Origin of the sequence: Hoeflea sp. TYP-13, from assembly GCF_040932035.1 — a bacterium.
In the GTDB taxonomy this organism is placed as follows: domain Bacteria; phylum Pseudomonadota; class Alphaproteobacteria; order Rhizobiales; family Rhizobiaceae; genus Hoeflea_A.
The window spans coordinates 717,745-740,155 of record NZ_JBFRBB010000002.1 but is presented as its reverse complement, the minus strand read 5'-3'; the positions used below and the strand labels follow the sequence as shown (position 1 = coordinate 740,155).

Sequence of the window (22,411 nt, the reverse complement as noted above, 5' to 3'; positions counted from 1 at the left end):
GAGCAAACTCCGCAATATTGGGAAAATACCATGCCGCATGACATACCAAGTGCAATTGACCTCCGTTTGATGGAGGACGCCAGCAAGTGGGCATCGAATGCCGAACAGCGCCCGGGCAGAAACGCGATATTGGATCGTTTGGTCGAGGAGGCCGGGCGCCGGGCCGGGCCGGATCCTCTCATACTCGAACTTGGGTCGGGGCCGGGTTTCCTTGCCCACCGAATGCTCAAAGAAATTCCGCAGGCTCGCTACACGGCTCTGGATTTTTCACCTGCAATGCATGCGCTGGCGCGTGCGAGAGTGAAGCCCTTCATCGACCGGATCACGTTCCTGGAACGCAGCTTCAAGTCCGATTCTTGGGCTGAAGACCTGCAACCGTTCGATATCGTCGTGACCAACCAGGCGGTTCACGAACTGCGTCACAAGAGACATGCAAAGGCCCTGCACCAGCAGGTTCACGGCCTGCTGACGCAGGAAGGCAGCTATCTTGTCTCGGACCACTTCAGCGGTGATGGCGGGTTGCCCGACACGGAGCTGTTCATGTCTGCCGATGAACAGAGCAACGCATTGTCCGAAGCGGGCTTTCCAAGTGTCACCAGGATCGCGGCCGAAGGAAGCCTGGTCCTGCATTTGGCTCGAAAGATTTAGAGCGCGTCTTGTTTATACGGAATCATTTGACCGAGGCGATTTTGGTCGCTGACAAGGCGGGTTGCGCGCCGTGGTGCGGGCCCACCACAAGCGCGAGCCAACGCAGTCAGCGGGCAAAATCGCCCGGCCCAATCGGCTGCGATGTTCAACAACACCTTTCTTTAAAGGGTGGTGGATAATCGGCCCATCGGCGTCGTTGCGCCGCTTGCCCGATGCACCACATCGCGCTGCGCGACACGCCTAGCCGAGTGTGCCGATTTTCCACCATCAAATGATCCCGTAAAAACAAGACGCGCTCTAGACTGCGCCTATTCAGTCCGCAGCGCTCGCTCCGGTTTCAGGCGAAAACGTCTTTACATAGGCAAGCACGTCAAGACGGTCCTGCTCCTTCTTCAGCTTGAACACCATCTTGGCCTTGGCCTTCGGATCATCCAGATAGGTGCGCAGGAATGTCTTCGGGTCAGTGATGTATTCGAGGATAAGCTCTTCGCTCCAAACAAGGCCCGCAGCGCCGGCCTGTTGCATGCCTGTGCCGTATTTGTATCCATCGACAGAGCCTGCCGGTCGTCCGATGACACCGTTCAGTATCGGGCCGACGCCGTTCTTGGCGTCGTCTCCGACCTTGTGGCAGGCCTTGCATTTCTTGAAGACCTTTTCGCCGGCCGCGACATCCTGCGACCGGACCGGACTGATAGCCGTCAATACGGTCATTGCTGTTGCGGCTGCTAGAAAAGATTTCATATCGTGGCGTATCCCCATCCATCGTTTTGCGTGATGGCAGCATCTTGCCAAATGGGGAGCGCATGTCGCGTCACGATGTGGTGACAGGAACGTGATCGAAAAGGCCGGCTGTCACATTACCGCAATCGTGTGACCGCATTTGCAATGGCCGGGCGAGGTGCCTTATCACACTCGCCCGGCCAACTGATTTTATTCGGCCGCTTCAGGTGATGCCTCACCCAGTTTGGAACGCGCACCGTCGCGGTAGAGTGCCTTGGCCAGAGCTATGCACATAAGCCCCATGACCATCGTGAATGGCAGTGCTCCGATGATCATGGCGCTCTTCAGGGCTTCCATCGGGTCCGACCCGCCATTGGTATTGCCTGCGACCAGCAATGTACCGATCACGAGAGTCAGGATCACACCCCAGACGATGCGGTGTTTGATGCCGGTCTGCTGCTCGCCGCCGGACATGATGGTGTTCATAACCAGAATGCCGGAGTCGGCTGATGTGACGAGGAATGTCAGGATCAGCACCACGCACATGATGGTTATGGCCGATAGAAATCCGCCGGTGATCATCTCGCCCAGGGTTACGAAAAGCTTGGCCGTGTTCGAAGCACCGATAATGGCGCCATCCGCCCCGCCGGTGAGCTCGAGTTCAATGGCCGTACCGCCAAGAATGGTCATCCAGGCGAAGCAGACCAGTGCCGGGGCAAAAACACATCCTACGATGAATTCCCGCACCGAGCGGCCTTTGGATATGCGCGCCAGGAACAGGCCGACAAAAGGCGAGAAGGCGATCCACCAGGCCCAGTAAAATGTTGTCCAGCCGGCCTGCCAGCCGAACTGGCGTCCTGGCTCACCTGCCGCATAGGCGGCCTGAAGCACGTCATCCGAAAGGGCTGCCGCATCGCCTTCGAGACCGGATTTGAAGCTCGCAAACGATCCCCAGGCATTTGTTGCGCCACTGCGCAGTGCATCTGCAAATGGTGCTGCTTCCGCGGGCAGTGCTGCGGCAAACGAGGCAGGTGTCTGCGGGCCGAAGGCGCCAAAGCTCAACGAAATATAATGGAAAATATAATCCACCATCGCCGTTGCGTATGTGGTCATTGCAAAGAGAAACGAGCCGAAAACGATAAAGGTCAGCAACAGGATGATCGACAGAACCAGGTTCAGGTTCGACAGGTATTTAACCCCGCGCCCGACGCCCGACACAGCTGAAATGATAGACAGGCCCATGATGATGACCAGGCCGGTTATCAATCCTACCGTCCCCGGTACAGGCGCGTCTCCGCCCAGATTCATCATCCAGTTCATTCCGGTAATCGCGTACAGTCCATCGATGAACTGGGATACGCCGAAGCCGATGGTAACCGATACGCCGAGGATAGTTGCGACAACACCCAGCACGTCAACCACATGACCGAGCAAGCCATTCATAAAGCGGCCGAAAAGCGGGGTCAGGGCAGACCGGATTGTCAGCGGCATTCCTCGAGTATAGGCGTAATAGGCCAGCGACAGGCCCGTTACCACATAGATCGCCCATGCGTGGAAGCCGTAGTGAAGGAAGGTATAGCGATAGCCGGACTGAATTGCCTGTTCGGTATTCGGTGCGACTTCACCGGCCAGAATGACCGGATTTGAACCCCACAAACCCATGGGTTCGGCAGTGGCAAAGACCATCAGACCGACACCCAGGCCGGCTCCGAACATCATTGAAAACCAGGAAAAATTGGAGAATTCGGGTTTTTCTCCAGGCTGTCCCATAAGCCTTTTACCGGTTTGCGGCAGGATAGCCACGATCAGCAGAAAGAACGAGAAAAGGCCGACAATGACAATATAAAAGGCGTTGAAATCTCCCAGCAATTTCCAGTTCAGACTGCCCAGTACGCCATTCGCGTTTGCAGGCCAGACCAGAGCCCAGATGACCAGCGCGACCATGATGGCCTTGCTGAGCAAGGCAATTTCAACGCTGTGTCCCTCATAGAAGCCGGTTGCAGCCTTTTTGATCTCCAACTCGGTAAATGGTGGTTTGACTGACATGCTATCCTCCCTAAGCGCACGTGCTCGCGTCAGTCTTGCCGATGTTTGCTGCCCATATGCGTTTGCCTTCGCAGTGTATAGTTCTATTTGCGACATGCCGTTCCGGCATATCGAGGGGCGGGAACACCCGTCGTATCGCTGTTTTCAGCCATGAAGACAACGCCTTAGGAGGCGAAATAAAACCGTTTTTGCGACAGCTTGGCGAATTTCGAAAATTCCCGGGATCCGAGACTCACGGCGAACATGTCCGCAAGATCCTGTTTCAGGGGCCTGACCGGCACATCAATGCCCGGGTTTGCCTGTCTTTCCGCGGGTCATCTGCCTGCGTCTTTGCTCACCACCATCCTCGTATGACCCGGTGCCGACCTTGCCGCGCTTGACGGGTTTATCGCCTGATCCGACCGGTCGGGCCATGTCCGTGCCCGGTCCCATGTCGTCGAGCGATGGTTTCTGGAAGTAGCCATCGCCGCGTTCGCTACGCGGCAGAGGCCCGCGAGGCCTTCCCTTCTTTTCCCGCCGAGCGCGCGGGCTTGCGGCCATGTCGTTCTCGAGACGCGCAAGGGGGTCGTCCATGACTGCGAGTTCCGTTTCGCGCAGACGCTTGATTTCGTCGCGCAGGCGGGCAGCTTCCTCGAAGTCGAGATCGGCTGCGGCATCGCGCATCTTTTTCTCAAGATCTTCCAGATGGGCGGCAAGGTTATTGCCGATCATCTCGCCGGTTTCCTTGAAGCCGGAAATATCGGCCCGGACGTGATCTTTTTCATAGACACTGTCGAGAATGTCGGCGATCTGCGCCTTGACGCTCTCCGGCGTGATGCCGTGCTCCTTGTTCCAGGCCATCTGCTTGTCACGGCGCCGGTTGGTCTCGGTCATCGCACGGTCCATCGAACCGGTCACCGTGTCGGCATAAAGGATGACCTTGCCGTCTACGTTACGGGCGGCACGACCGATTGTCTGCACCAGTGATGTTTCGGAACGCAGGAAGCCCTCCTTGTCGGCGTCGAGGATGGCGACCAGTCCGCATTCGGGAATATCGAGGCCCTCGCGCAAGAGGTTGATGCCGACGAGTACGTCGAAAGCGCCGAGGCGCAGGTCGCGGATGATTTCGATGCGCTCAAGCGTGTCAATGTCGGAGTGCATGTAGCGCACCCGCACGCCCTGTTCGTGGAGATATTCGGTCAGGTCCTCGGCCATCCGCTTGGTGAGCACAGTTACAAGCGTCCGGTATCCTTCCTGCGATTTCAGGCGGATTTCATCGAGGACATCATCAACCTGGCTCTTGGCCGGCCGCACTTCGACCGGCGGATCGATCAGGCCCGTTGGGCGGATCACCTGCTCGGCAAAGACGCCGCCGGACTGTTCAAGCTCCCAGCCACCAGGTGTGGCCGAGACGGCAATTGTTTGCGGGCGCATCGCGTCCCATTCCTCGAAGCGCAGCGGCCGGTTGTCCATACATGAAGGCAGGCGGAAACCGTATTCGGCGAGCGTCGCCTTGCGGCGGAAGTCGCCGCGATACATGGCGCCGATCTGCGGCACCGTGACGTGGCTTTCGTCGAGAAAAATCAGTGCGTTGTCCGGTATATACTCAAACAGCGTGGGCGGCGGCTCACCCGGCGCGCGGCCAGTCAGGTAGCGTGAATAGTTCTCAATGCCCTGGCAGGAGCCTGTTGCTTCGAGCATCTCAAGGTCATAGCGGGTTCGCTGCTCGAGCCGTTGCGCTTCGAGAAGGCGACCGGCCCGTTCCAGCTCTGCCAACCGGTGCACCAGTTCATCGCGGATCGACTTGATTGCCTGGTTGAGCGTTGGGCGGGGTGTCACGTAGTGCGAGTTCGCGTAGATCTTGACGGATTTGAGCTGATCGGTCTTTTGTCCCGTCAGCGGATCAAACTCGGTGATCGCATCGATCTCGTCGCCGAAGAGTGAGATGCGCCAGGCACGGTCTTCAAGGTGAGCCGGGAAGATCTCGATCGTATCGCCCCGCACGCGAAACGTGCCGCGCACGAAGTTCATGTCCGAACGACGGTATTGCTGGGCGACGAGGTCGGCCAGCAACTGGCGCTGGTCGATACGGTCACCGATCTCCATTTGAAAGGTCATGGCCGTGTAAGTTTCGACCGAACCGATACCGTAAATGCAGGAAACTGACGCAACGATAATCGCGTCGTCGCGCTCCATCAGAGCGCGCGTGGCCGAGTGGCGCATGCGGTCGATCTGTTCGTTGATCGACGATTCCTTTTCGATATAGGTGTCGGAACGCGGCACATAGGCTTCCGGCTGGTAGTAGTCGTAGTAGGAGACGAAATACTCGACGGCGTTGTCCGGAAAGAAATTCTTGAACTCGCCATAGAGCTGCGCCGCCAGTGTCTTGTTGGGGGCAAGGATGAGGGCAGGGCGCTGTGTCTGTTCAATGACCTTGGCCATGGTGAAGGTCTTGCCGGAACCGGTGACGCCAAGCAGGACCTGGGTTCTGTCGTCATCGCCTAACCCCGAAACCAGATCCTCGATCGCCGTCGGCTGGTCGCCGTTGGGCTCGAACTCCGTTTTCATGCGGATTTCGATACCGCCCTCGGATTTTTCCGGGCGCTCGGGACGATGTGGAACCCACATCTTTCCGTCCTTGAAAAGCGGATTGCCCGATTCGATGAGCTTCGACAACGCATCGACAGTTGCCGTCACGCCCGATCCGCCGTCGGCTTCCACATCAGTAGCGGACTGTTTCTTCTTTTCCGATTTCTTCGACTTGCCGGTACCAGACTGCAGCGCTTCGGCATCTTCAAGTGAAATATCGAGGCCGGCGACCGGGTTGAGCCCGGCAGCCGCGCGGGTCTTCGGGTCCTTGCTTCCGCCGATGGATGTGCCCCTGGCCGTCCGCCCGGCGGTCGTTTTCTTGTCGCGCTTTGCTTTGGTCTTCGCCGGCTGTTTTTTGGCTTCGTCGGCGATTTCCTTTGCCCATTCGCTGACGGAGCCGGAAAGCGGGACGCCTTCAAGCTGTTCCTGCGGCTTTTCGGAGAAACCGCTTTGTTTCTTGTTCTTGGGATCGGAGCTCATGGGGGGAATATGGCGAGTGAAAGGAGAAATGGAAAGGGTGAGAAGCGATCAAATGCCAGCCTCCTGACATTGGGTTGTCAGGAGGCCCGAATAATTGGTTTCATGCAGAACGTTCCCAATGCTCGGTTCTACAACTATTCGGTTTGTTTTTATGACTGGCGGCAATAATGTGGGGTAGTGTCGCGATTCCGCGGCAAATCAGATACGTGCGACGAACAAAGCTGAGTTTGGGGGAATTCCATGGGAGACGATTCCGGTTCTAAGCAAGATGATGCGAGCCCGGACGAAAAAGGCCCCAGCCGGCTGCGCGAAGGGCTGATCGTCGTGATAGCGTTGCTTGTTGGCGGTGCGCTTTTGTTCGGAATTTACATTTACTGGAATTTCGAGCGTGATCACCCGGCAACCGACAACGCCTATCTGAACGCCAACTATGTGTGGATTTCACCGCAGGTAGACGGCCAGGTGGCGGATGTTCATGTCATCAACAACCAACGGGTAAAAAAGGGCGATAAGCTCTTTGCGCTCGATTCGCGGCTTTATGACGCTCAGCTCAATGATGCACAGGCCAATCTTGTTCTGGTTCGTCAGCAGATCGAAGCGGGCAAGGCAAAAGTGGATGCCGCCAAGGCGATGGTCGCTGAACAAAAGGCAGCGGTAAATACGGCTCAGGAAGTAGCGAAGCGGACCAAACCTCTTGTGCAAGAGGACGTTCAGACCGTGCTGCAGGGAATCCAGGCCGAAAACAACCTTATTGAAGCCAGGGCAAAGCTTGAAACACTGCAGGCGGAACTTGTCGTGGCCGAGAAAGAATACGGAACACCCGAAACGATCAATGCGCAGATCGAGCAGGCACAGGCGGCGGTTGACGAGGCACAGCTCAACATGGATTGGACGACGATAATCGCTCCGGCCGACGGCTATGTGACGAATTTCTCGCTTCGACGCGGCGATGTGGTCCAGTCCGGCGATGATCTGTTTCCGTTTGTCGAATCCGATCGCTGGTGGATCGACGCAAATTTCAAGGAGACAAATGTCGATCGCATCAAGCCCGGACAGCCGGTGAGCATCACCATCGACATGTATGGCGATAAGGAATTTTCCGGCACGGTCGAGAGCATCGGCGCGAGTTCCTCGGCTTCGTTCTCACTGTTGCCGGCGCAGAACACGACAGGCAACTGGGTCAAGGTCACCCAGCGTATTCCGGTCCGCATCTCTCTTGAGGAAACTGATCCGGATTATCCGTTCCGGCTCGGCGCCAGCTCGTCGGTCGAGGTGAATACCGACGATCCGCCCGCGGCCCAGTCGCAATGAGCCGTTAGGGATCGCTGATGCCTCAGGAGCCAGCCCATCTGATCAAGCCGTTGCCGCCCGGCTTCCACCGCAACATGATCATTGTAACGACGCTGTTCATCTCATTGATGGCGTCGATCGACCTGACGATCGTTACCGTGGCGCTGCCCTATATGGCAGGCAATCTGAACGCCACCACGGACGAGGTCACCTGGGTGGTTACCATGTTTGCCGTTGGACAGGCGATCGTCATCGGGATTACCGGCCACCTGTCGCGGATGCTGGGACGAAAAGTGCTCATCATGACCGCCGTTATCGGGTTTGTACTGTCGTCGGTTGCATGCGGACTGGCGCAGGATCTGGATATGATCGTCATGTTCCGGTTCATCCAGGGTTTGTTTTCGGGGCCGCTCATCCCTCTGTCGCAGGCGATGCTGATCGATGCGGTCGAGGAGGAAGAGCGCGCCAAGGTCCTCGCATTCTGGGTTGTCGGCGTCATGGGCGGCCCGGCGCTCGGACCTATGCTGGGCGGCTATCTTGCTCAGGACCTCGACTGGCGGTGGAACTTCTGGGTGAACGTTCCGGTCGGCGCCGTCGCGATTATTCTCATTCTGTCATTCGTTCGGCGCACAGCGCACACGCCGATGCGTACTGACTGGCTGGGCCTTGGATTTCTGGTCGCCATGCTGTCGACCCTGCAGATCGGCCTTAATCAGGGTGACAAGCTTGACTGGTTCAGTTCACACGCGATCGTTTATCTGTTCCTGATTTCTTTTGTGGCGGCGTTGATTGTCATCGGACGCGGGATATATCTCGGCAAACGCCACATAATCGATATAGGGCTATTCGCCGACCTCAATTTCACACTTTGCTGTCTCGTGGTGACGGCCATGGGCAGCACCTTCCTGGCACTGATGATCCTTGCCCCGCAGCTCTTTGTCGATGGGCTAGGGTGGCAAGCATCGACAGCGGGCGTCGTCATCGGGTGCTACGGCGTTGGCGGGGTAACCGGCAGTTTTGTTGCCGGGAGATTGCAGTCGATTCTGTCATTCAGAATAAGCTACATCCTTGCCTGCCTCGTGATGGGGTCAGGGTGGTTCTGGTTCAGCCGGCTGAACGAGAATGTCGGTATGTGGCAGGCCGTTCCGCCTGGCGTGTTGATCGTGTTCGGCATGATGCTGGTTTTTCCGATACTCGCAGCCCGTGCATTTGCAAACTTATCCCCGGATAAGCGCGATGAAGGGGCGGGTCTTTTCAATTTGACCAAAACGCTTGGTTTTTCGTTCGGAACCACCGCCGTCGGAACGCTTTATTACAATGGCCAGCTTGCCAACTGGACGCGCAATGTCGGTGAGATCAACCCATCGAATCCGGCTCTCCAGCAGTATCTGAACGATCTTGGCGACAACGTGAGCTACGACACCAAGATGGCCTATGTCGCTGACCTTTTGACAAGTCAGGCGCAACTGCAGACCATTTTCGAGATCTCGCAATATATGGCGTTCTGCACCTACGGATTGGCTGCCCTGGCCATCTTCTTCCGCGATCCCAAAAAGGAAAGCGGACGGGGATATGCCGGTTGGCTTGATATCCGGCCGTTTGGCCGCTTTATGGGAGCGGCCAGATATGCAGGCTCCAGATGACAAACACGGGAAGTGTCAGAGCAGACAGAATGGTTGTCAGCAGCACGAGGCCTGACGCCTCCTGAACGTCCTCGCGGTATTCCGTCGCCACGATGTATTCAAGCACCGCGGTTGAAAGTGCTGCCAACATAACGGCGGAGACTGCCCATTTCGGATCAACCTGCGGAAAGAGCTGAAGGATACCGAGGACAATGAGCGGCATGACGATCAGCTTGACAGCAGCCAGCACGCCGATTTCTCCAAGATTCGTCAGCCGAGCCGCAACCAGAGCCTCGCCCATTGCAAACAGCGCAACGGGAGGCGTGGCGGCGCCAACGATCTGCGTCGTCCGGTCGATCCAGCCCGGCAGTGATAATCCTGAAATGGAAAAGGCCGTCCCGGCCACCAGACTGAAGATGATGGGATTCTTGAAAGTGTGAACGAGCGCCGTGCGAATTGCCGGCCCAAGGTTGCCGGTATCGTTGCGCGCAAGTTCAAGCAGCAAAACGGTAACGGCCATGGCGGTCAGAACGATGAGGTTGGATACGCCGAGAGCCGGCAGCGCCAGTGTTCCAACCATCGGCGTCAGAAGGGGCAGGCCGACAAAGCCGACATTGGCGAAGGAGGCACCAAGTCCGCGTATTGCCCTTTTGCTCATGTCAGACTTGTCGCGCAGGAGTACCCAGGGCAGCAGAAAGCAGACCAACACCGCCGCCCCAAAGGAGACGATAAAGGGCAGATTGAAGATTTCATCAATCGGCTGGCTTGCAAGGGCGCCAAACAGCAACAGGGGAAGGGAGATATGTGTGACGAACCGATTGAGGATAACAGCGCTGTTTTTGCCAATCAGCTCCAGCCTTCCCGAAAGGTAACCGAGGCCCATAATGGCAAAAATCGGAAGTAGGATTGTCACGACTTTTTCGAACACGGCCAGGCCTCCGGCAATCGTGACGCGGTTCAGTCCGTTGGACCGGAAGGTTTGTCTATGCCGGTCGGTTTGCCGTTTTCATCCAGGGCGACCATCACGAAACGCCCGACAATGACCTTTTCCCGAAGCGGTTTCAGATATCGTTGCGCCCAGGCCTCAACCTTCAGCGTCATGGACGTGCGCCCGATCTTCTCGATGTGGATGTAGACACACAAGGTGTCGCCGACATGCATCGGTTTTTCAAAAACCATCTCGTTGACTGCGGCAGTCACGACCCTGCCGCCGGCATGTTCCGCCGCGCGAATGCCGCAGGCCAGGTCCATCTGAGCCATGACCCATCCACCGAAAATATCGCCCGCAGCATTAGCATCGCCGGGCATGGCCAGCGTACGCAATGTCAAATCACCGTTGGGTGTCGCGGTTTCGGCAGATGTCATGTGTCCCTCCAGAATGTGAATTTATGGGGGACAGATACCGGCTTTGCCGTACAATGCAACCGCAGCCGCGGAAATATCACGCAGGGGTCCTGTCCCGCGTTACCTGAAGCACAAGCCGGTGCCGTGTTGTTCTACCGGTCTCCGAACCGCCTGCATATGCGCACCGTGCATTTTGCATTGTCGCGTGTCGGGACCGTTGCAAGATTGGCTATTGAACGGGAACTGCAATGGGTGCTTCCCGATACATATCGGTTGTAGATGGGCAGGGACGGATTGTTTCTGGACGTGTAGCGCAGCTGAGCCGCACCCTCGCGCTTGAGAATCGACTGAACCTGGCCGCAGGTCATGTTGTCTATGTTGTACATTTTCGCAGCGCCGGCCGGAGCTGCAATCAGTATTGCCGGCAGTAAAATGATGAAAATCTTCATTGCCTTCTCCGTGATGGGGTTGTGAACCGCAACATGTTTATCGCTGCGGACAGCTCCAGTGCCGGCGGTTCTGAAACGGCCACAGCGCAAACGATGTATGATTCACCATTTGGATGCCGTTATTCGCCGCCACTAATCATTGAAAAAGAGGCTGTCGCTTAAGTCGGCGCATTTGTGGACCGGGCAGTTGGCTGTGTTTTTCGCGGGAACATAAGCCCTTTTGGCGTATTGGTTGAAGTCGCAATAGAGCCTGTTCCGGACATAACGATCATATATTGGTAGCGAAGGATTGCGGGTTGAACGCCAGCGCAGGATCGCGGCCCCGTCGCGATTTACAGCACTCTGAATTGCTGCGCAGCTCATGGTTTTGACATTGTAACGGTTGATGGCCAGAGCCGGGAAACTGACCGACACAATACAAAGCGCCAATAAAACTCTGTTCATTTTGTATTTCTCCAAAACCGGTCATTTTTGAATGTATGCAACAGTATTTGTATCAAGACTACTGCCAATAACTATGGCAAAATTTGCACGCTGACAGTGCTGTTCACGGATTTTGTGCCTCGTCACAGCCGGAAGCCGCCGGGGAGATGGTGCCGGCGGCTCGCGGTGGGTTGCATTCGTACGACCGCCGGGACGAATGTCAACGACGCGTCACAAACCCGGTGTCTATCTATCGCCAAATGATCGGTCGAAAGTGGAATCAACGCACTTGTAGACCGGGCAGTTTGCTGCATTGTTCGTCGGCACATAGGCCCGCTTCGGATATTGCCCGCGATCGCAGAACAGGCTGTTTCTGACATAGCGATCGTAGATCGGCAGGGATGGGTTGCGGGCGGAACGCCACCGCAAGATTGCGGCTCCGTCGCGGTTGACCGCATTCTGGACGGCTGCGCAGCTCATGGATTGAACGTTGTAACGGTTGATTGCCAGTGCCGGGAAGCTGACCGAGACAATACAAAGCGCCAATAAAACTCTGTTCATGCTGTTGTTCTCCCAAACCTGTCGTCTGCGGGCGTATGCAACCGGGTTGGTTGCGCGACCACGGCAATAAGTATGGCGAATATTGCGTATCGACAGTGTTGTTCACGGATTTGCTATCTCGTGATAGCAGGACGTTACCAGAGAGGCGGTTCCGGAGGCCGCCAGCGGGTTGCAATTTGGCCAAATGCAGAGACAAATTGAATCGGCGTGTCGGATTGGCGTCCGTTGAAACGTCCTAGGTGAGACAACCTTATCGGGAGTGAGTTATGCAGTACGCGATTTTGATCTATTCCACCGAGGGCTTTTTTGAACGTCTGCCGGAGGATGAACAGGACGCGGCCATGGAGCACCACAGGGAGCTGCAGCGCGAGCACAATGAAAAGGGCACGCTTGGGGCCGTTGCCAAGCTTATGGACACGTCGGCCGCCATGACGGTCAGGAAACGCGGCGACAGCGTAATGGTGCTGGATGGTCCCTTTGCCGAGACCAAGGAGCAACTCATGGGGCTGTATGTAATTGAATGCGAGAGTATCGACGATGCCATTGAGCAGGCGAAGAAGCTGCCGCAGGGCGTTGCCGCCTACGAAGTCCGTCCCATAGGCTGGGGCGGCGGAACGATTGCCGAAGCGACCGAAGACAACTGACGAGGTGCTCAGGCAAAGTGAAATCGCTGCCCATCTTGCCATGGCGAGGCCCCGGGTGCTCGCGGCTTTGACGCGACAGTTTTCAAGTCTCGATATTGCAGAAGACGCTTATCAGGAAGCCTGTATGCGGGCACTGGAGCGCTGGCCTGCTGCCGGGCTGCCGCGTGACCCGACAGCGTGGCTATTGATGACCGGCCGAAACGCGACAATAGACCGAATACGGCGGGACAAGCGGCTGTTCTTCAAAGACGAATTGCCTGAAAGTTCCGAAGCGACAAATGATGTCGAGACCGAGCTTGCGGATCAGATCGATATGTCCGAACTGCGTGACGATGTGCTGCGGCTCATGTTCATGTGCTGCCATCCGGAGCTGAGCCTGCAGGATCAACTGGCGCTCGCCTTGAAAGTGATAGGTGGTTTTTCGGTTGATAAGATTGCTCGCGCCTTTGTCGTCAAGCCGAAGGCGATGGAGCAGCGCATCACGCGGGCGAAGAAAAAGGCTGCAATTGTGGCCGTGCGCATCGACACGCCCAGTCTGCAGGAGCGGACCGCCAGGCTCGATGCGGTTTGCGTCATGGCCTATCTGCTTTTCAACGAAGGTTACACGGCCAGCGGTGGAGATGAGCATATTCGCGCCGAACTGTGCGAAGAGGCCATTCGTCTTGTCCGGTTGCTGCTGACACTGTTTCCCTCGCAGGCCGAGGTCATGGGATTGCTTGCGCTGTGTCTGTTTCAGCACTCCAGACGCCGGGCGCGGCTTGGTGCGGACGACAGCCTGGTGCCGCTGGAAGAGCAGGACCGGACACTTTGGAACAGGCAGGAGATTACGGAAGGACAGGTTCTGCTTGAAAAGGCCCTGCGCCATGGCAGGGCCGGTCCCTATCAGATACAGGCCGCCATTGCGGCGGTGCATTGTGCAGCGGAAAAGGCCGAGCACACAAATTGGCGGGAAATTGAGAGACTGTATGCGGCGCTTGAACAGGTCCAGCCGACACCGGTTGTTTCACTCAACAGAGCCGTTGCGCTTTCCAAGGTCAAAAACGCTCAGGCCGGGCTTGATTACCTCGCCACCTTGTCCCACTCCCTTGCCAACTATCTCTATTTTCACACCACCCAGGCTTCGCTCCTGAAAGAGGCCGGCCATCCAAAGCAGGCAATTGCAGCTTACAAGCAGGCGCTGTTGCTTGGCCCAACTGAGCAGGAGGCGGATCATATCCGCGCCCAAATGGAGCAGTGTGGTGAAATAGAATAATTTTTTTGTGCCGTTGTAGGGTTCGGTATTCCCCGTTCGTCCTTGGTTCATTGAATGAGCAACTTCAAGGAGGATATGATGACAAATCCGATGCAAACTCACGGCGCCGCAAGTTGGATCCAGCACAGTGGCAAGGACCCTGCCGGTGCACGAAAATTCTATGAAAGCGTTCTCGACTGGAATGTGAACGACATGCCGATGCAGGACGGATCGTCTTACGCCGGTATTGTCGTCGGTGAGAACCCGATCGGTGGTTTCATGCCGTTTCCGGCCGACAATGGGGAATGGACGATCTACATTACCGTTGACGATGTCGATGCCCGGTTCAAGGCCGCGCTGGAAAGCGGTGCGGAAGCGATTGATGAGCCGGCCGATTTTCCTGGCGTTGGCCGAATGGCTAAATTCCGCGACCCGTACGGCGCATCGATCTCACTGATTACCTACGAAAGCATGCAGGGCTGAAATCAAACCGGCGCGGTTAACCGCGCCGGTTCCCTTGATGCTTTGGATCGGGAGAACCAACATGTTGACGACGACGATCATTTTTACCGGCATATTTCTGCTGATGCACACCGCCCTGTCCATCACCACGAGCGCGAACCGTGCAAAATACGACATTGATTTCGGTGACGGTGGCAACCAGGCCATGCACAAGGCGATCCGAGCGCAGGGAAATTTTGTCGAATACGTTCCGATATTGCTGATAGCCATGGGGGCCAGCGAATATATCGGTGCGCCAGAATGGCTTATCTGGACCTGCGGCTGGGTGCTGGTCGTTTCGCGGATGTCGCATGCGGCCTTTATGCTTGGTTTCGCCGGAAAACCGGCTCGACTCGTCGGTGCTGGACTGTCGTTTTTGCTGATGATCGTGCTGGGCCTGTATCTTCTTGGCCGTGGAACCGGGCTCATCGCCTGATTTTTTAGCACACAGATTACGGGAGCAAATCATGGCGCATGATCCACATCTGGCAGAATTGTTGCGGGAAGCGCTCCAGGACCGGGCAGGGGTTACGGAGAAAAACATGTTTGGCGGTGTCTGTTTTCTGCTTAACGGCAATATGTTCGCCGGTGTCGCCAATCACGACAGTTTCATGTTCCGCGTCGGCAAGGACCTCGAGGCGGAGGCGCTGGCAAGGCCCGGCGCGCGTCCGATGGATTTTACCGGCCGCAAGATGGGTGGCCTGATCTGGGTTGAGGCCGATGCCGCGATTGACGCCGGGCTGGATAACTGGCTTGATTTTACCGCCCGGTTTGTCGGCGGCCTGCCGCCAAAATAGGAGAGGAATCCGATGTTTGAAGGAATTCCGCGAAAGTCTGTCGCGTTTCTGAAAGACCTCAAGGCCAACAACAACCGCGAATGGTTCGAAGGGCACAGGGCAGAATACGAATCCCGGTTCGTAGAGCCGGCCATGCAGCTCATTGAGGCTCTGTCTCCGATCGCGGCCTCGCTTGATCCGCCGCATCAGGCTGTGCCGAGGGTCAACAAATCTTTGAGGCGAATCCACCGGGACACTCGGTTTTCAAAGGACAAGACACCGTATCATACCCATATGCATATCGTGCTGTGGACAGGAGACCACCCGAACCGGTCCGCTGGGATACACCTGGTTCTGTCAGACAGTCATTTTGGTTTTGGTTCGGGGCACTGGGCGTTTGCCGGCGACGGTCTGGACCGCTACCGCACCGCGGTTCAAAAGGAGCCAGTCCGGGCCGAGTTGGATGCCGCGCTCGCAAGGGCTGAAAAGGTAGGCTGCACGCCGGGTGAACCCGAACTTCAGCGTGTACCGCGCGGTTTTGACGCCGATAGTCCCGCTGCAGTCCATTTGCGCCGCAAGGGAATAGTCGCACGGACCCATGAAAACCCCGGATTTGACGATCGCCTGTTCGGACCGGGTGCGGTCGGCTATCTGACCGAAATTCTTGAGGCGTTGTGTCCCTTGGACCGGTGGATCAACAGGCATGTCGAAACGGCATAAGCTGCTTTATTTCATCCTGTCGCATACCATGTCGACTAGCCGGCATTCACATGGATGACCCTGCGTGGTATCGAAGTTTTATGATCCGGTCTCAGTTCGCGCGGCGCGCTTTGTTTCTTATTTTGCCGATGTTTGTTGTCGCGCTTCCCGGGGTGGTCGGCGCTTCGAGCGTGCCGGTACCGAAGTCACGGCCTGCTCAGGTAAAGACGCCGGACGAGGCAAAGAATACGGTCAAGCCGGATGAATCGCCTGCCGGGAAGGCGGCATTGCCTGTTCCCAAGCCACGCCCGTCTGTCACCAAAGCACCCGAAAAGACCCAACAGATTGCGAAGCTGTCGGAGTTCCCGGACGAGGAGGCCGCTTGCCGTGCTCGGCTAAGCGCGATGGGTGTCCGCTTTTCGCCAGTCAAGCAGGTGGCTGGTGAGGGCGGCTGCGGCATTCGGCATCCCGTCAGGGTCTCAGGATTGCCGGATGGGGTTAAATTGTCCGGGCGCACGGTGCTTGGTTGTGATGCCGCTGAAGCTCTGGCCAACTGGACAGCAAAGGCCGCGGTTCCGGAAGCCAGACAGCAATTCGGATCCGAACTGAAACAGATCGACCAATATGCGTCCTATGTCTGCAGAACGCGCAATTCACTGACCGGTACAAAATTGTCGGAGCATGCCAAGGGTAAAGCCGTTGATCTCGGGCGGTTTCACCTTTCGGACGGAACTGTTGTCGATGTGGCTTCGCGGCCGAAAACCGGCAGCCCCGAGCAGCTTTTCCTGAAAGCCCTGAGGGATTCCGGCTGTCAATTCTTTACCACGGTGCTTGGCCCCGGCAGTGACGATTTTCACAGCGACCACTACCATTTTGACCTTGCCAAGCGGCGACGCGGCTACCGCTACTGCAAATAGTCGGGACGCGCGTTAGTCCTTGTCGCTGACGCCGGCCTGTTCAAAAGTCGCCATGCCGGTATGACACTGTGCGGCCGCTTTTACTATGCCAGCAGCGAGCGCTGCACCGGTGCCTTCACCAAGGCGCATGCCGAGTGACAGCAAGGGGACCTTGCCGAGTTTTTCGATCGCCCGAATGTGACCGGGTTCAGCCGATACGTGGCCGATCAGGCAGTGATCGAGCGCCGTTTCATTGGCGGCGTGGAGCACCGCAGCGGCAGCCGTCGCCACATATCCGTCGACGATAACCGGGATCTTCTCCATTCGAGCGGCAAGAATTGCGCCGGCCATGGCGGCAATTTCGCGGCCGCCGAGACGGCGCAGGACTTCAAGCGGGTCACCCAGATGCGATCTGTGCAGCGCCACTGCTTTTTCGACAGCGGCGATCTTGCGTTGCAGGCCTTCGCCTTGCGCGCCTGTGCCGGGGCCTGTCCAGTCTTCGGCGCTTCCGCCGTAGAGGGCGTGGAATATCGCCGCAGCAATAGTCGTGTTGCCGATGCCCATTTCGCCGATGCAAAGAAGGTCGGTTCCGCCGGCGATCGATTCCATGCCGAAGGCCATGGTTGCAGCGCAGGCCCGCTCATCGAGCGCAGCTTCTTCCGTAATGTCACCCGTCGGCATTTCCAATGCGAGGTCGAACACCTTGAGGCCGAGATCATTGGCGATGCAGATTTGGTTTATGGCGGCGCCGCCGGCGGCGAAATTGGCCACCATCTGTGCGGTTACTTCAGACGGGAAGGGGGAGACGCCCTGTTTCGTGACACCGTGATTGCCGGCAAAAACGGCGACAAGCGGGCGCGTAACCGCCGGAGGGCGGCCGGTCCATGCGGCCAGCCATTCGGCAATGTTCTCAAGTCTGCCCAGTGCGCCGGGCGGTTTCGTCAGGAACCGGTCACGCTCACGGACCGCCCGTACCGCCTCCTCATCGGGACCCGGCAGATTGGCAAGCAATTCACGAAAATCATCAAATGGAAGGCCCGTTGTCGACATCAATATTGTCCTTGTGTTTCAAATGCGCTCCCGCAATAGGCTAATTGGTGATATTTGCAAATACGCCTTTTTGCCATCGCCGCACCGGCGATTTGTGACGTTTGGGGAACACAGTGAACGAGATTATCGGTGACACAGCGCGTGCAGTGGCATTTTTAAGCCGGTTGCCGGTTCCGGACCGCTATTTTTCGGACGAGACGGCTCCCGCGGCCCAATCGTCCCGCGCCTATGCTCTGGCCGGAATTGTCGTCGCATTGCCTGCGGCGATTGCCTTTTTTGTGCTTCTTGCGCTAGGGCTTGCTCCATTGTTTGCAGCGGCGCTGGCGGTGCTTTGCCAGATGCTGACAACCGGCGCGTTGCACGAAGACGGTCTGGCCGACTGTGCAGACGGTTTTTGGGGCGGACGGGACCGCGACAGCGTTTTGTCGATCATGAAGGACAGCACAATCGGTGCCTATGGCGGACTTGCGCTTATCATGTCGGCGTTGCTGCGCGTGGCGGGACTGGCGGCAATTGCTTCTGGCACGGATGCGGCATCATCCGCCCTGGCGTTGATTGCGGTTGCGGCAACAAGCAGAGCCGCCATGGTCTGGCACTGGCACATTCTACCCGCCGCCAAACCCGATGGCGTTGCCGCATCTGCGGGCAGGCCGGACGGCGATGCGATGGTTTTTGCGGCCCTTACCGGCGCCGCGATTGCCTTTGTCCTTGGTCTGCCTGCCTCAGGTATTGCGGGGGCAATATCCATGCTTGTGCTGGCTGCCATAGTCTGTTCAGGATTTTCGCGTATAGCTGGCAGCAAGATAGGTGGGCATACAGGCGATACGATCGGCGCAACGCAGCAGATTTGTGAGATCGCTTCGCTTTTGGGACTTGCCCTTTGGGTGTAGCGGTCCAATATGCAGGCGTACGGAACGGTTCTTGCCATGGCGAAAGATGACTAACGTGGAATCACCCTGCATCCTTGTCTGTTCAATTGACATGAATACCGGCTATTGTTTCGGCTGCGGGCGCACCGGCGATGAAATCGCCGGTTGGCTGGACTTTACGTCGGGTCAACGGCGCGAGGTTATGGAGGCGCTGCCGGCGAGGCTGGAAACGATAGAACGCAAACCGCGCCGCGAAACCCGCAGGAAAAAAATGGCGCGCGAGCGCGCCGGGAGCTGATTGTGGGACGTACATTGTGGATTATCTTTGGCATTATCGGCTTCGGACTGCTGATGCTGCTGATCAACCACAATTCAGGTGAGACGTTCGGACTTCCCAACGACACATTCGCCAGTGCGCTGTATCTCGGCGTATGGGGTGCAGTCGTCGCTGCTGCGGTTGTCGGCTCCGGCCAGAGGCTCGGAGAAATGGCGCGCAATGCCATTATCTGGCTTATGGCGATATTGGTTCTGTGCACTGTCTATGTCTACCGGTTCGAGCTGCAGGAGATCGGAACGCGGCTCGCGGGCGGGCTGTTGCCTGGCGCGCCGATCAGCCGGGTATCGGATGACGGAAGGCCGGAGGTTGTCCTGACGAAAGGACTTGGCGGGCATTTTCAGGCAAGGGCCGATATCAACGGACAATCCGTAAGCATGATGGTCGACACCGGCGCCAGTACCATTGCTTTGTCGTTTCGCGATGCGGAGCGCATCGGGCTGGATGTCGAAAGCCTGCGGTTCATACAACCGGTTGTCACAGCCAACGGGCGGGCGATGGCCGCACCCGTGACACTTCCGGAAGTCTCCGTCGGCGATATCACGAGGCACAATGTGCGCGCCGGTGTGCTGGAACGCGGCAAGCTGGCCGAGAGCCTTTTGGGCATGAGCTTTATTGAGACGCTTTCGTCCTTCCATATGAGCAGGGACGAATTGGTTCTGCGCGATTGAGATCGACGGGAAACTCTTTAGATCAAGCTCCAGAAGAAACGGCCTGCGACAACAATCATGAACACGCCAAAGGCAGTTTCCAGCTGCCGCCTGTTCAGGGCATGGGCGGCGTTGGCGCCGAGCGGAGCCATGAGCAGCGTGATCGGTATCGTCAGTACGACCGCAATCCAGTTGACATAGCCGGTCGAGTAAATCGGCAGGTCGGGATTGCCCCAGCCGGCCCAGATGTAGCCGATGAGGCCGGGCCAGGAAATCAGAATGCCCAGTCCCGATGATGTCGCCACAGCCTGATGAACCGGACGGCCAAAGGAGGTCATGAAGGTGTTGTTCAAAACACCGCCGCCGACACCCATCAGGGCTGACAAAAGCCCGATTACGAATCCGCAGATTGCGCGCAGCGGATTTTTTGGCAGGTCGTCGGCGAGACGCCAGCTGTCGCGGTTTAAGATCATGCGAATGCCGACCAGCACCGCTATGACGGCGAACACGCCCCGCAGAACCGAACTTGAAGCCTCCGCGACAATGATCGACGCGACGATCACCCCGAGCGGAACGACGATGACCCAGCTTTTCAGCAGGGCCATGTCGGGGGCCTTTCGCTTGTAATGGGCGCGAAATGAGCTGATAGATGTTGGGACAATGACCGCCAGGGATGTTCCCACCGACAGATGCATACGGACCTGATCGGACGTGTCGAGAAGCGTGAATGCCTGATAAAGCACGGGCACGAGTATCGCGCCACCGCCGATACCGAACATGCCGGCGAGAAAGCCGGCAACGGCGCCGGCAATTGCCAGCACAGTTATAAACCAAAAGAGTTCTTGAATCGGTACCATTGATTGCCCCCTGACCGCGCGCCTCGTGTGTCATGCGGGTCTGAGTGCTGTCAAGAAAATTGAAATGCCAGTGCAGTTTACACCGAATAGAATCAGGCGAATGAGCGCCGTTTCTGTTTTGCCGGATCCGGTGTTTCGATGCTGGGCGCATCGACGAGGACGCGATTGCGCGGCAGGACGGCGGTTGCCTCCGTACCTTCGCGCAGCTTCGATTTCAGGACGAATTCGCCGCCGTGCTCGGCCAGGATCGCTTGGACGATCGGAAGACCGAGGCCGGTTCCCTGTTCTGCACTTTTAATGGCGATCGATCCCTGTCCAAAAGCCGAAAGGACAACAGGAATTTCATCTTCGGGAATTCCCGGCCCGTCATCCTTGATAGAGACGTACTGGCCGCCGCCGGCTGTCCAGCCGACCTTGAGTGTCACAGTGCCTTTTGGCGGCGTAAATTTAACGGCATTGGAAAGCAGATTGAGGATAACCTGGCGTATGGAACGCTCATCGGCCCAGACAAGCGGCAGCACCCGCTCAAACTGTGAGACGATGTTGATATCCTTGTTCTGCGCCTTCATCTCAACCATGGCAATGCAGTCTTCGGCGATATTGCGCATGCTGACCGGCTCCTCGTTAAGCGCGTAGCGCCCGGCTTCGATGCGCGAGAGGTCGAGGATTTCGTTGATCAGATGCAGCAGGTGATCGCCCGAGCGGTAGATGTCGGAAACATACTCCCGGTAGGTATCGTTTTCGAGCGGTCCGAGTACTTCATTCTTCATGACCTCGGAGAACCCAAGGATTGCGTTGAGCGGCGTGCGCAACTCGTGGCTCATCGAGGCAAGGAAGCGCGACTTGGCGAGATTGGCTTCTTCGGCGCGCCTTCTCGCTTCGTCGGATGTGGAATTGGCCATTTCAAGTTCGGTGATCAGCCAGTCCTTTTCCGCCTGAACCGACAGCATGATCAGGTTGGCGCTGTAGAGACGCCCGGACACGAACACGAAGAACACGAGCGTTGCAATCAGCATCGCCAGAATGGAAATCTGGAACGGACTGCTTGGTGGTGAGCCCGCCAGATAAAACACGATGATCGGTGTTGAGAATGCCAGGAGCGGCAGCCGGCGTAGCGTGAAACTGGACATGGCGGTCACAGCCATCGCCACCAAAAGCACAACGCCCTTGAAGAACGCGTAGTCCATTCCGGTGCAAAGCGCGCAGGGTTGGAAAGCGAAGATCGCCCAGCCGAAACCCGTCAGAGCGTGAACAGCAATAAACTGCTTTTCCAGCCGTTTTGCGGACTCGAAAGTCAGCTTGTGATGGGACGCACGTTTGGCGATATAGGCCATGGCCGCGTAGCCGAGCAGCGTTGCGACCATCCAGGTGATAACGTTCTGACTATGGAAAAAAGCTATGCTGACGGCCGCGGTCAACAGGACAAGCACAGGCATGGCAGCCGCGCCCTGAACGGCGGAACTGACATAGATCGCCATGAGTTCGCGGTCGTATTGGGCGCTGCGCTTCCCATCCGTCTGCAAACGGTCGCGCGTTGCCTTCACCGCACGCGCCATTTCAGGGTTGCGGCGTACGCGTGACCGGTCGACAATATTCTTGTCTGCGCTACTTTTTACCGAACTCATACCAACTCGAGCATTTCCGTTTGTTTGGACAATAGGCTCGAATGATTAAAAAGACCCTTCCAAGCAGTCCGGGAATTGCTACTCATAGGCGATACGAAACGGTTTGGCGCCGGGATTGAAATCCCTGT

23 protein-coding genes are annotated in these 22,411 nt (G+C 57.2%); 13 read left to right on the top strand and 10 right to left on the bottom strand.

Translation table 11 applies throughout. The features are described 5' to 3' along the window. Window positions 1–30 precede the first annotated feature (30 nt). Complete coding sequence (locus tag ABVT35_RS13810; protein ID WP_368467164.1) at window positions 31–648, top strand: class I SAM-dependent methyltransferase; 618 nt, start codon at window positions 31–33, stop codon at window positions 646–648. A 312-nt stretch (window positions 649–960) separates the two neighbouring features. On the opposite strand, the gene ABVT35_RS13805 is transcribed toward ABVT35_RS13810, so the two are convergent. From ABVT35_RS13805 to uvrB, 3 genes are all read right to left on the bottom strand, one after another. After that, a complete protein-coding gene (locus tag ABVT35_RS13805; RefSeq protein WP_368467163.1) occupies window positions 961–1,389 on the bottom strand; it encodes a cytochrome c family protein in 429 nt (142 codons plus the stop codon). Between the two features lie 189 nt (window positions 1,390–1,578). Continuing rightward, window positions 1,579–3,414, bottom strand: coding sequence for a BCCT family transporter (locus ABVT35_RS13800; RefSeq protein WP_368467162.1), 1,836 nt, complete (start codon window positions 3,412–3,414; stop codon window positions 1,579–1,581). 282 nt (window positions 3,415–3,696) lie between these two features. Next, window positions 3,697–6,462, bottom strand: coding sequence for an excinuclease ABC subunit UvrB (gene uvrB, locus ABVT35_RS13795; protein ID WP_368467161.1), 2,766 nt, complete (start codon window positions 6,460–6,462; stop codon window positions 3,697–3,699). A 240-nt stretch (window positions 6,463–6,702) separates the two neighbouring features. On the opposite strand from uvrB, the gene ABVT35_RS13790 reads away from it, so the two are divergent. Both ABVT35_RS13790 and ABVT35_RS13785 read left to right on the top strand, forming a co-directional pair. Beyond that, the gene (locus ABVT35_RS13790; protein ID WP_368467160.1) at window positions 6,703–7,773 is read left to right on the top strand and encodes an HlyD family secretion protein; all 1,071 of its coding nucleotides are present in this window, start codon (window positions 6,703–6,705) and stop codon (window positions 7,771–7,773) included. Between the two features lie 17 nt (window positions 7,774–7,790). Continuing rightward, entirely contained in the window at window positions 7,791–9,395 is a 1,605-nt protein-coding gene (locus tag ABVT35_RS13785; protein ID WP_368467159.1) for a DHA2 family efflux MFS transporter permease subunit, read from the top strand. Here ABVT35_RS13785 and ABVT35_RS13780 read toward each other — a convergent pair. The 4 genes from ABVT35_RS13780 to ABVT35_RS13765 all read right to left on the bottom strand — a co-directional run bounded on the left by ABVT35_RS13780 (window position 9,361) and on the right by ABVT35_RS13765 (window position 12,151). After that, complete coding sequence (locus ABVT35_RS13780; RefSeq protein ID WP_368467158.1) at window positions 9,361–10,302, bottom strand: AEC family transporter; 942 nt, start codon at window positions 10,300–10,302, stop codon at window positions 9,361–9,363. The two genes, ABVT35_RS13785 and ABVT35_RS13780, sit on opposite strands and share 35 nt — an antisense overlap. 29 nt (window positions 10,303–10,331) lie before the next feature. Continuing rightward, window positions 10,332–10,739 (bottom strand): acyl-CoA thioesterase, encoded by a 408-nt coding sequence (locus ABVT35_RS13775; protein ID WP_368467157.1) that lies wholly within the window; start codon window positions 10,737–10,739, stop codon window positions 10,332–10,334. Between the two features lie 131 nt (window positions 10,740–10,870). Continuing rightward, window positions 10,871–11,167, bottom strand: coding sequence for a hypothetical protein (locus ABVT35_RS13770; RefSeq protein WP_368467156.1), 297 nt, complete (start codon window positions 11,165–11,167; stop codon window positions 10,871–10,873). Between the two features lie 669 nt (window positions 11,168–11,836). Further along, a complete protein-coding gene (locus ABVT35_RS13765) occupies window positions 11,837–12,151 on the bottom strand; it encodes a hypothetical protein (protein WP_368467155.1) in 315 nt (104 codons plus the stop codon). 266 nt (window positions 12,152–12,417) lie between these two features. Between ABVT35_RS13765 and ABVT35_RS13760 the strand changes: the two genes are divergently transcribed. From ABVT35_RS13760 to ABVT35_RS13730, 7 genes are all read left to right on the top strand, one after another. Further along, window positions 12,418–12,795: a YciI family protein gene (locus ABVT35_RS13760; protein WP_368467154.1), complete on the top strand. Its 378-nt coding sequence runs from the start codon at window positions 12,418–12,420 to the stop codon at window positions 12,793–12,795. After that, window positions 12,770–14,047, top strand: coding sequence for an RNA polymerase sigma factor (locus ABVT35_RS13755; RefSeq protein ID WP_368467153.1), 1,278 nt, complete (start codon window positions 12,770–12,772; stop codon window positions 14,045–14,047). Before ABVT35_RS13760 ends, ABVT35_RS13755 begins: the two co-directional genes overlap by 26 nt. Window positions 14,048–14,101: 54 nt before the next feature. Further along, window positions 14,102–14,509, top strand: a complete 408-nt coding sequence (locus tag ABVT35_RS13750) for a VOC family protein (protein ID WP_368467152.1) — start codon at window positions 14,102–14,104, stop codon at window positions 14,507–14,509. A gap of 61 nt (window positions 14,510–14,570) precedes the next feature. After that, on the top strand, window positions 14,571–14,963 hold the full coding sequence (locus tag ABVT35_RS13745; protein WP_368467151.1) for an MAPEG family protein: 393 nt from the start codon (window positions 14,571–14,573) through the stop codon (window positions 14,961–14,963). Between the two features lie 31 nt (window positions 14,964–14,994). Continuing rightward, the gene (locus tag ABVT35_RS13740) at window positions 14,995–15,324 is read left to right on the top strand and encodes a TfoX/Sxy family protein (RefSeq protein WP_368467149.1); all 330 of its coding nucleotides are present in this window, start codon (window positions 14,995–14,997) and stop codon (window positions 15,322–15,324) included. Between the two features lie 12 nt (window positions 15,325–15,336). Then, window positions 15,337–16,023: a DUF2461 domain-containing protein gene (locus ABVT35_RS13735; protein ID WP_368467148.1), complete on the top strand. Its 687-nt coding sequence runs from the start codon at window positions 15,337–15,339 to the stop codon at window positions 16,021–16,023. 80 nt (window positions 16,024–16,103) lie between these two features. Continuing rightward, entirely contained in the window at window positions 16,104–16,919 is an 816-nt protein-coding gene (locus tag ABVT35_RS13730) for an extensin family protein (RefSeq protein WP_368467147.1), read from the top strand. A gap of 12 nt (window positions 16,920–16,931) precedes the next feature. Here ABVT35_RS13730 and cobT read toward each other — a convergent pair whose 3' ends face one another. Then, the gene (cobT, locus tag ABVT35_RS13725; protein ID WP_368467146.1) at window positions 16,932–17,948 is read right to left on the bottom strand and encodes a nicotinate-nucleotide--dimethylbenzimidazole phosphoribosyltransferase; all 1,017 of its coding nucleotides are present in this window, start codon (window positions 17,946–17,948) and stop codon (window positions 16,932–16,934) included. A gap of 113 nt (window positions 17,949–18,061) precedes the next feature. Between cobT and ABVT35_RS13720 the strand changes: the two genes are divergently transcribed. From ABVT35_RS13720 to ABVT35_RS13710, 3 genes are read left to right on the top strand one after another with little or no spacing between them, the layout of a single operon-like run. Further along, window positions 18,062–18,838 (top strand): adenosylcobinamide-GDP ribazoletransferase, encoded by a 777-nt coding sequence (locus ABVT35_RS13720; protein ID WP_368467145.1) that lies wholly within the window; start codon window positions 18,062–18,064, stop codon window positions 18,836–18,838. Window positions 18,839–18,884: 46 nt separating this feature from the next. Next, complete coding sequence (locus ABVT35_RS13715; RefSeq protein ID WP_368467144.1) at window positions 18,885–19,115, top strand: DUF1289 domain-containing protein; 231 nt, start codon at window positions 18,885–18,887, stop codon at window positions 19,113–19,115. A 2-nt stretch (window positions 19,116–19,117) separates the two neighbouring features. Continuing rightward, window positions 19,118–19,822 (top strand): TIGR02281 family clan AA aspartic protease, encoded by a 705-nt coding sequence (locus tag ABVT35_RS13710; protein ID WP_368467143.1) that lies wholly within the window; start codon window positions 19,118–19,120, stop codon window positions 19,820–19,822. Between the two features lie 17 nt (window positions 19,823–19,839). Here ABVT35_RS13710 and ABVT35_RS13705 read toward each other — a convergent pair whose 3' ends face one another. Further along, window positions 19,840–20,658, bottom strand: coding sequence for a sulfite exporter TauE/SafE family protein (locus ABVT35_RS13705; protein ID WP_368467142.1), 819 nt, complete (start codon window positions 20,656–20,658; stop codon window positions 19,840–19,842). Window positions 20,659–20,750: 92 nt separating this feature from the next. Next, window positions 20,751–22,283, bottom strand: a complete 1,533-nt coding sequence (locus tag ABVT35_RS13700; RefSeq protein WP_368467141.1) for a sensor histidine kinase — start codon at window positions 22,281–22,283, stop codon at window positions 20,751–20,753. Window positions 22,284–22,411: the final 128 nt, after the last annotated feature.